Here is a 9,556-nt window from a genome sequence, read left to right on the forward strand (position 1 = left end):
AATGTCATTGAAAGAATTATCAGAGCAAGTCGGCGTCGCAAATGTTAATTTATCAAAAATAAAAACCGGTAAAGTCAGTGCTATCCGCTTTTCGACTCTGAATGAAATTTGTCGAGTGTTAGAGTGCCAACCAGGTGATATTTTAGAGTACTCAGATGAGTAAATAGAGTCGCATTAAAATCAGAACAGAATCTTTCATAAATAGATAATACTGCTAGTATCAGGATGCCTGGTGTTAGCAGTATTATTATTTTACAGCAGTGTAAGTTGTAAGTAGGTAAAGGAAGGTGGAATTTCTCCAGATTGAAGTGTCACAAGGATCCTTTGAAAATAATCAATCAGTGTAAATTGATTTGAATACAGTGTGAAATTAATTTATACTTGCGATGTGAAAACGTTATCAAAATGAGGAGCTGTGGCTAACGATGTATTTTGAAAAAGTTAATTTTACTGACGGAGATTTGCCTTACAATCATTTATTACATGAAGTAAGGTTGGTACCATTTCATTGGCATGAATTTATTGAAATTATTATGGTTATTGAAGGGCAGTTATCTGTTCACATTGGCAAAGAGACGTATGAATTAAATAAAGAAGACGTGATTATTGTTCCAAGTCTAGTGCGTCACTCGTTGGAAGGAACGGCTGGGAACATTGTATCGGTTATTCAAATTAGCAGTGAATTTATCAATCAGGAAATGCCATCTTATCGCGATAAGATTTTTGTTGTTAAGCCCGATAAAGTTATACTAGAGAGTGGCATTGTAAAAGAACTTGTACAGTTTGCAGTGATAGAGTTGAAAGGAAATCTTAGTCGTATTGAGCGGAAAATCAATATTTTACAACTATTAGTGACATTGACAGAGTTGTTATTAATAGAAAGAGACAGTAGTGAAATTGAACATCTCGATGATTTGATGTTCAAAATTTTATTCTATATCAATGATAATATTTCGAATCAGCTTACATTAAGTAGTTTAGCAAAGCAATTTAATTTTAATCAATCCTATTTGTCACGTTTGTTTAAAAAAAATTTGGGAGTCAATCTTTCAGAGTACATTATGAGTTACCGTATGCAACTTACATGTTACGATTTGTTGCAAACAGATGAAAATATTAGTGAAATTAGTTTGAACCATGGCTTTGTTTCATTGAGTTCTTTCAATGATCAATTCAAAAAAAGGTATCATATGACACCAAAGCAATTTAGGATTAAAAATAGTCGTCTTGAATATACGGATGATGAGATTCAAAATAGGTTATACAACTACATCAATTTAAGTAAAAATGATTCATTAACGAGTTTGTTTGCATTGGTTAAAGAGACGAATACGCAAATGCATATGGAAAAAGAAATGACATTTGTTAATGGAGTTGTTGATATGGTGGCAACCAATGGTGGGTCGTTTAAAAAAGAGTTAATACAAACAGTTGGTATTGGCCGAGCAGAAGATTTATTGGATGCTGATGTACGGCAACAGTTATTACTAGCTCAGACAGACATTGGTATTAAGTTTGTTAGATTTCACGGTATTTTTTCAGATGAGTTGATGGTTTATCATGAAGATGCTGACGGTGAAGTGATGCTTAATTTTAGAACGATTAATCGGATCTTTGATTTTTTTGTAAACAATCACTTAAAGCCCTTTGTTGAAATTGGCTTCATGCCTAAAGAATTGGCAAGTGAAGATAAAACAATGTATTTTTGGAAGGCAAATACAACAATGCCAAAAGATATCCATAAATGGAAAAAACTCGTAAGTGGTTTTATACGACATGTAATTGGTCGATACGGTATAGATGAAGTTCTAAGTTGGGAGTTTGAAATTTGGAATGAACCAGATATTACTAATTTTTATTGGCATGGAACACAAATGGATTATTTAGTTTTTTTCAAAGACACTTACCATGCAATTAAAAGCTGTCATAAAAACTTAAAAGTAAGTGGATTTAGTACAACAAGCTGGGCGATTACAGAACATGATTGGACGGACGTTGCGCTGGAATATATCAGCAAAGAGAAGCTAGAATTAGAAAGTTTTACATACCATATTTATCCGATTGAATGGAAAAAGAACCTTTCGGATATTTCTATTTTACCAACATCACGAAAAGGTCTCTATCATTATGCTGAACCTGATTATATCGAGAAGATGGTTAAAAATATTAAAGATAAGATACAACAGAGTGATAGTATTAAAAATCATCGTACAGTGGTTACTGAGTGGAATTCTTCATCCGATTTATTTGATTTAATACACGATACGGTGTTCATGGCGTCATTTATTGTTAAAAATGTTATTTCAGCATATAGACATGTTGATGTGTTATCATTTTGGACGTTATCAGATATATTCCCTGAAATTCAATTAACCGATGATCTGTTTTATGGAGGTTTTGGTTTAGTTACGCGTGAAGGTATAAAAAAACCGAGTTATTATGCGTTTTGCTTGTTAGCAGAGTTAACAGAAACAGTTGTGTATCAGGATGACCATTTGATAATAACAACCGATCGTAAAAAGAATTATCAAATATTAGTTCATAATTTTCAGGAATACGATAATCTATACAAAGAGTTTAATCATGCACATATTACAGATAAGGAACGCTATAATGTTTTTAAGCATAAAATGGAAAAGCGAGTTATTTACCTGCTGCGAAAAATAGAACCTGGTTATTATCAGGTAACAGAGAAAAAAGTGAATCAATTACAGGGTTCTGCCTATGACAAGTGGTTGGCAACGGGCGCGTTGGAAAACAGTATGACATTAGAACGCCATCTTAAAGAAACAGCTACTCCAGCAGTCAGCAGTCGTATGGTTGAAATAAAGGATGAATATTCATTAGAATTGACAATGTTGCCGCATGAAGTGCGTTTAATTTCATTGAAATATAGAGAGGAATAACAGTGTTGCCATAAAATTGGAGAGGTTAGTACATAACACTCTCTTTTTTTTGACAATTTTCAGGATTTTTGAATTGGAAGCGCTTTAATTGGTAAAGGATTCGTTAGTTTAAAAGGGTGAGACAGTTAGTTTTTAAATTTCAGAATCACTATACTTAAGGTATTAAAAAGTTAGAGGAGTGAAAATATGAATAATTTCAATAAGATTATTAAGAATTTCACGTTTGGAGGAATCGGTCAAAATCTTATTTATGGTTTGATGACAGGTGCTTATTTGTTTTTTTTCACTGAAGCAGCTGGTTTTTCAGCCGCAACAATCGGAACGGTATTATTAGTTGTTCGTATTTATGGTTTGATTGCAGATCCAATTGCAGCTGTCTTAATCGAAAAGACTGACACAAAGTGGGGAAAGTATAAGCCCTACATTACGGTAATGCCAGTTGTCATTAGTTTGTTATTGGTGGCCTTATTTTACCACCCGCCAATTAGCCAAGGCGCCTACTTAGTATATATCTATATCCTAACGATTTTATTTTGGACAGCCTATGCGTTCTTTGATATCTCATATTGGTCATTAGTTCCTTCGATTACAAAAGAAGAAGGAAAGCGCATGAAGTTATTAACAGTAGCAAAAATGGGAATTCTTTTTGCAGCCTTTGGTTTAGGAATTGTACAAATGCCGTTAGTGAATTTACTCGGTTCAGGTAATTATAATACTGGCTTTCTTTACCTCAGTATTATTTTAGCAGTTATCTTTACAATCGCAGGAGTCACTTTAGCGAAATCATTGTCATTAATTACAGAAGATGTTGATTCTAAAGGTAAAGCAGCAAAAGAAAAAGTAACTGTTAAACAAATGATTAGTGCCTTATCAGCGAACAAGCCACTTATTTCTATCATCGTGGCGAAGATGTTTATTTATATCCCAGTATCTTTAAAAGGTGCCCTTGTTATTTACTTCTATAAATATCAATTGGGTAATGATAGTCTAGGGTCCTTTGCATCAATGCTGAGTTTGCCACTAACGTTATTTCTGGTCGCGTTTGCTCCGAAATTAATTAAAAAATATAGCGATAAAAAAATCATGACTGTTTTTATTATATTCCAAGCACTTATTTCAATGTTATATATTATTAATACGGATGTTTCTAGTTATTACATCGTGATTGATGGCGTTTCTAATGCGTTATTAGGTGTTTACTCATTGCTTATTACAAACATGGTTGCTTCAACGGTTGAGTATGGTGAATGGAAGACGGGTCATCGTACGGAAAGTATTATCTTCTCAACTAATACAATCAGTTCAAAATTAGCAACAGGTTTATCAGGCGCTTTTGCAGGTTGGATTCTAACAGGTATTGGCTATACACCAACAGGCACTCAAACAGTTGAAACATTAGTGCGATTACAATATGTATTGGCAATTGTTCCTGCAGTAGGTCTTGTTATCAGTGCTTTCTTGTTGAGAAGTTATATTTTAACATCGGATAGATATAAACAAATATGTGCTGACTTAGCAGAAGGCAAACACGAACATGATTAAAATGGAAAAGGGGTTTGGAATAATGACACAACTAGAAATTTTAACAACCACACCATATAATTTTTCGAACAATGAAGCAAACGAACTGATAAAAAAAATGGAAGCCATGTCGTTACAGGAAAAAATCGGACAACTGTTTTTCTTAATGCATAGTGATATGTATCCTAAAGAAATTATCGAAGGTATGTTAACTAAAGTTAAACCTGGGGGTCTAATGTACCGACCCACTTCAGAGAAAACAATCCTGGCTATCAAGGCGTTTTGTGAAAAGGAACTTTCCATTCAGCCTTTCTTTTCAGCTAATTTAGAAAGTGGCGCCAATGCATTGTTAAACGATCAATCGGGATATGGAAGTGCCATGTTACTTTCAGCCACCAATGATCTTGATTTGGTTGAAAACGCTGTGAACGATGTTGCAAAAACGGCAGCTAGTACTGGCATAAATATGACTTTTTCGCCAGTAGTTGATTTGCAAATCAACCCCAATAACCCTGTAACAGGAACACGCAGTTTTGGTGATCAAGTCGATCAAGTGGCAGCAATGTCAGCTAAATGTGTCGATGTTTTTTCCGATAATGATATTCTACCTGTTGTTAAACATTTTCCAGGTGATGGTGTTGATGATCGTGACCATCATTTATTGCCCTCTGTGAATTCACTATCCCTCGATGAGTGGCATCAGTCATATGGTGCAGTATACAGACAACTAATTGAGCAAGAAGTACCTTGTATAATGGCTGGACACATTTTATTACCTGCGTATGACCGTTCCGTTACGCCAACAATAGCTGATAATGATTTACGTCCAGCAACGTTATCAAAAAGTTTATTACAAGGTCTTTTAAGAGGTGAGCTGAACTTTAATGGCTTAATCATTACGGACGCTTCTAATATGGGTGGGTTTAATAGTTTTTACCCACGAAGTCAAGCTGTTGTTGAAACCATTAATGCGGGTTGTGACATGTTATTATTTACCAAAGATCTAGAAGAAGATTACCAAAGTATTTATGCTGCTGTTGCAGCAGGTATTATTTCACCTACTCGTCTAGAGGAAGCAGTTACGAGAATACTCGGTACAAAAGCGCTTCTAGAAAAAAACAAACATCCTAAACAAGTGGGCTTAACAATAGAACAACAACAGCAATTGAAAGAACAGGTTGCCGATAAAGGCATTACACTCGTTAAAAATGCCATCGATTTCCATCGTTTAGACGTTGAAAAAGATAAAAAAATTCTACTATTACCATTAGGGAATGAGCTGAAAGCGAGTCAACAAATTGAAAAAACTTTAGTTAATGAGGGTTTCAATGTGATGACTGCTGATAGCAAGGACCTTCAATTTGGCATTGAGATGATGATGAGTTCAAGTGCTAAAATTATTGAGCGCTATGATGTGATTTTGTATGTTCTTGATTACCAAGTTAAAAGTAATCAAACAACGAATCGTGTGGAATTCGGTTTGCCTATGGGACAATTTATGCCCGCAATGGTAAAAGAAATCCCAACAATCATGCTCTCTTTTGGAAATCCATATCACTTACTAGATGCACCTAGAGTGCCAGTTTATATTAATGCTTATAGTAATCAATCAGAAGTTGTTGCAGCAACAATCGAAAAATTATTAGGCCGTAGTCCATTCAAAGGTGTAAGCCCAGTGGATGCCTTCTGTGGGAGGTTTGATACAAAATGTTACTGAAAGCTATATTGTTTGATCTTGATGGCGTAATTACAGATACAGCTGCCTACCATTTTAAAGCGTGGTCATGGTTGGCGGAGAAATATCAATTACAATTGGAACCTGATGTAGAGACGCGTTTAAAGGGAATATCACGTTTAGACTCATTGAAAATTATCTTGCAGGAAAATGATCTTCCAGTCGGTTACGCTGAAGAAAAAATGGAGAAAATGTGCATTGAAAAGAACGATTACTATAAAAAATTGATTAGTATGATGACACCGCAGGATATTTTACCTGGCATTGAGCCTTTTTTGAAAGAAGCAAGACGAGCCGATATTCGTATTGGTTTAGCCTCAGCAAGTCAAAATGGTTCGTATATTTTAGATAAAATCGGTTTACGTAGTTGTTTTGATACAATTGTGGACCCATCTTTATTAATTAAAGGAAAACCGGATCCTGAAATTTTCATAAAGTGTGCCCATCAATTAGGAGTACCGCTTGAAAATTGTGTTGGGATTGAAGATGCGGCTGCTGGAGTAGAAGCTATAAATGCCGCAGGAATATTATCTGTTGGCATTGGCTCGGATATCGAATTAAAAGCTGCGCAGATCATTTTACCCTCAACCCAGCAATTAAAATTAAATATATTTTAAATAATATTAAAAAAGTAAGACTGTCAGTATCTTTTAACCAAGATACTGACAGTCTTATTTCTGTTTATGTAGTTATTCGAAATGCTATACAGTTGTAATTAAGGAATATCCTATGGTGAAGGCGCGGATTGTAGAATAATTTAAGCGAGTATATGGAATGAAAATATTTTTTGATAATAGGATAATTAAGCTACAACAACTGAAAACCTCGAAGACTATCGTCTGTTTTGGTCTGCAAATTACAAATATAATTGTCAGAGTATATTATTTCAAATGACTATGAAGACCCTTTAATATAAAAAGTCTGTCTGTATTAAAATTTTAAAGAAAAAAATCAATTTAGTATGCTATATAGTTATTTTCAGCCTCTTTTTTATGTATAAAGAAATAATGGATTATAGTTGATTGTAGTTTTATTTTATTCTATTTAAAAACTAATTAATGGCTGCTTAATTTGTTTTAGATAAGTTAGAATTATTATATAGCCAAAAGATTCATAGTCAAATAGGAGGACGATAAATATGAAAAGATTACTCGATAAAGAACAATTAATAAAATATAATCTGCTGACAAGTCTAGAAAAGCATAAAAGCGTGAATTATGAAGTTTTAGAAGAGAATCTATTATTGTCTCGGAAAACGTTGAAAAAATATTTACTGCTATTAGCAGATGAAATTGAAAGTTTTTTTTTAGATGCTACTTTAAAATTACACTTACATCATGTTGAGTTTGAGTATGGTATTGCTTTTACGAAACAATTACTTGTCTCGCAATTTATCTCCGATTCTTTACGTTATAAAATCCTTGATTACGCACTAAAAAGTAATAAACAACGTGTTAATTTTATAGAGCAGGAAAATATCAGTGAATCAACTTTTTATCGTCTTTTGAAAGATGTTAATCGTTCGATTTTAGCCGATTTTAATATTAAAATGAATACGAATACAAAGCTGTTAGGGGAAGAACATCAGATTCGTTATTTTTATTATTGTTTATATTTAGAGGTGGGTGTTGAAAGTGAGTTCACCACCGATCGTTATTTTTCATCCGTTATAAAAAAAACAGAAACAATTTTAAATATTGAAATTACAAAAGCAAATAAAAATCGCTTATTATTATTATATGAAATTTGTGAGATGAGAAATAATCAAGGTAATTTAGTTTCAATTACTTATGGTATGAAAAAAGTAATACGAAACAATCGCGTTTTTGAAATGTTATTAACAAAAATAGAAACTGAATATGAAAATATTTCTGGAGATAATTGGTTGAATGATTTTCATTTCATATTTGTAATGGCTAATAGTTTTCCATTATTAGGTGACTCTCAATCAATAATGACATTGATCTATTCAGAGCATGTTCAAAGTAAGAACATCATGTATCGTTATTCGGAAAAATTTGTAGATGAATTGAAAAACTTAGTTAATGATATTGAAATAGACATTGCTTTTAAAAGTAAATTATCCCAAATCTACATAAGAATGTTAGTATTTGAAGGTTTTTTTATCGACGATGAACATGTGAATTATGATAGTTATTTTAGGGAACATCGACCACTTTTAAAATTGAAATTAAAACAAATATTTGAGGAGCTAACAGATTATTTCAAAGACGATAAAGATGATTTTTTTATTTTTATTCATAGTGTAATGTTGGATAATACCATTAATTATTCAAAACTATTACCAGCTGCAAGAATTGGGCTCGAATCCTCAAAAGATCCTGTTTTTTTAAAATTTTATTCGAGACATATACAAAATCATTTGTTAGGGGAATTTGAGCTAGCAATGGAATCTTATTCGCCTGAAGAGACTTATGACATTGTGCTCTCCGATCAATATACTGTGCATGATAATACAAAGTACTCTTATAGAGTAAGATTTGTCCCAACATATGAACAAGCGACGAGAATCAAATTGTTTTTAACTGAACTAAATAAAGCTGAATTGCATAATAATGAAGTCGATTCTATCAAATTATAAAAAAACAAATACAAGTCCGAGAATAGTTTTGAAAGTAGAAGTTACCCCCGTAAATTAAATTTTGATGGAGTAGAATAATCTGCTTCATTTTTTTATAGCGCTTACTCAAGGAAGTATTGAAGTGAATTTTCCCTAAAAATCAGGATCTACTGGATTATTTTAAAGAGTAAGATGAAAAAATATGTATCACGTCCTAGGGGATAATATTGGATTTGAATATTCAAGCAATGGGACTTTAATAATCTTTAATTTTGTAAAATTAGCAGCTTATTTATGTAATGATTATAGGTTAAATATACAACCTTATACAGAAAAGAATATGTATGATATTACATTTTTTGAATAAAAAACACGCCTGAAAATATATTCTCAACTTTTATGGGGGCAAAAGAACACAGGTTAAACAGATAAAAAACTATTGAAAAAAGCTATATAATTTTAAGTGTTTATGCATTTTTTTGTTTGAATATAAATCGTGGAAAAAGTCTAATAAACGAGTAATACACCCTATAAAATATATTATAGGGTGCTGTTCAAGTGTTTATAAGGCCTTCAAGGTAAAAAAATCACTATCGCTTTTAATGATAAGTTACTTTTTTGGAGGGGATAACTAGTGTTGATTAAAAATTAAGCTAACTTTTCGTCGCGACTGAGCAAACAAACATCAAGGCCTTCGTTTTCTAAGCGATCGACGTGTTGTTCACCCCATAAACAGAGCTTGTTAAGGATAACAGAAAGACTTTCGCCATAATCACTTAGAGAATACTGTACTTTAGGCGGAACTTGATTATA

Annotated in this window: 7 protein-coding genes; 6 read left to right on the top strand and 1 reads right to left on the bottom strand. The window is 32.8% G+C overall.

The genetic code is table 11. The features are described from left to right. Nucleotide 1 precedes the first annotated feature (1 nt). From IKV95_RS06190 to IKV95_RS06215, 6 genes are all read left to right on the top strand, one after another. Nucleotides 2–163, top strand: a complete 162-nt coding sequence (locus IKV95_RS06190) for a helix-turn-helix domain-containing protein (protein ID WP_287451530.1) — start codon at nucleotides 2–4, stop codon at nucleotides 161–163. Nucleotides 164–425: 262 nt separating this feature from the next. Next, nucleotides 426–2,906, top strand: a complete 2,481-nt coding sequence (locus IKV95_RS06195; protein ID WP_069124976.1) for a GH39 family glycosyl hydrolase — start codon at nucleotides 426–428, stop codon at nucleotides 2,904–2,906. A 186-nt stretch (nucleotides 2,907–3,092) separates the two neighbouring features. Beyond that, complete coding sequence (locus IKV95_RS06200) at nucleotides 3,093–4,448, top strand: MFS transporter (protein ID WP_069124975.1); 1,356 nt, start codon at nucleotides 3,093–3,095, stop codon at nucleotides 4,446–4,448. 22 nt (nucleotides 4,449–4,470) lie between these two features. After that, nucleotides 4,471–6,144, top strand: coding sequence for a glycoside hydrolase family 3 protein (locus IKV95_RS06205; protein ID WP_287451527.1), 1,674 nt, complete (start codon nucleotides 4,471–4,473; stop codon nucleotides 6,142–6,144). Further along, a complete protein-coding gene (gene pgmB / locus IKV95_RS06210; protein ID WP_081312056.1) occupies nucleotides 6,135–6,779 on the top strand; it encodes a beta-phosphoglucomutase in 645 nt (214 codons plus the stop codon). Before IKV95_RS06205 ends, pgmB begins: the two co-directional genes overlap by 10 nt. 521 nt (nucleotides 6,780–7,300) lie before the next feature. Next, on the top strand, nucleotides 7,301–8,764 hold the full coding sequence (locus IKV95_RS06215; protein ID WP_029091437.1) for a helix-turn-helix domain-containing protein: 1,464 nt from the start codon (nucleotides 7,301–7,303) through the stop codon (nucleotides 8,762–8,764). Between the two features lie 627 nt (nucleotides 8,765–9,391). Here IKV95_RS06215 and IKV95_RS06220 read toward each other — a convergent pair. Next, nucleotides 9,392–9,556: winged helix-turn-helix transcriptional regulator (locus IKV95_RS06220; protein ID WP_287451531.1), on the bottom strand; the 165-nt coding region annotated here is incomplete at its 5' end.

The organism is Brochothrix sp., from assembly GCF_017549435.1.
GTDB classification, from domain to species: Bacteria; Bacillota; Bacilli; order Lactobacillales; family Listeriaceae; genus Brochothrix; species Brochothrix thermosphacta.

Coding starts and splice junctions, on each gene's coding strand:
- IKV95_RS06190 (WP_287451530.1), top strand. CDS start 2: ATGTCATTGAAAGAATTATCAGAGCAAGTCGGCGTCGCAAATGTTAAT.
- IKV95_RS06195 (WP_069124976.1), top strand. CDS start 426: ATGTATTTTGAAAAAGTTAATTTTACTGACGGAGATTTGCCTTACAAT.
- IKV95_RS06200 (WP_069124975.1), top strand. CDS start 3,093: ATGAATAATTTCAATAAGATTATTAAGAATTTCACGTTTGGAGGAATC.
- IKV95_RS06205 (WP_287451527.1), top strand. CDS start 4,471: ATGACACAACTAGAAATTTTAACAACCACACCATATAATTTTTCGAAC.
- pgmB (WP_081312056.1), top strand. CDS start 6,135: ATGTTACTGAAAGCTATATTGTTTGATCTTGATGGCGTAATTACAGAT.
- IKV95_RS06215 (WP_029091437.1), top strand. CDS start 7,301: ATGAAAAGATTACTCGATAAAGAACAATTAATAAAATATAATCTGCTG.